Source organism: Chromohalobacter sp. HP20-39 (genome assembly GCF_033052815.1).
Taxonomy (GTDB): Bacteria; Pseudomonadota; Gammaproteobacteria; order Pseudomonadales; family Halomonadaceae; genus Chromohalobacter.
This window is the reverse complement of sequence record NZ_JAWHTP010000953.1, coordinates 1-252: the sequence shown is the minus strand read 5'-3', so window position 1 is coordinate 252 and position 252 is coordinate 1. Positions and strand designations below refer to the sequence as shown.

Genomic DNA, 252 nt, shown 5'->3' with positions numbered 1-252 from the left:
GCCAGCGCCAGCAGCGGCGCCAGCAGCACCAGCGGCAGGCCGGTCCAGCCCCAGTGCACCGCGAGCTTGAGCGCGACGGCGAGCGGGCGCGGCAGCGGCGACAGCCACCATTGGTCCAGGCTGCCGTCCGCGAGGTCGGCCGCAAACAGGCGCGGCAGGGACAGCAGGCTGGCCAGCAGCGCGACGATCCAGAGCAGACCCGGCGCGAGCTCGCGCAGCCGCGCCGGCTCCGGCCCCAGGCCGAGCGGGAAC

At 77.0% G+C, this 252-nt stretch carries 1 protein-coding gene; it reads right to left on the bottom strand.

The window, feature by feature from the left end; all coding sequences use genetic code 11:
• Positions 1–252, bottom strand: a 252-nt coding sequence (locus tag RVY79_RS20785; RefSeq protein ID WP_317466496.1) for a heme exporter protein CcmB, incomplete at both ends; no start/stop codon positions are given.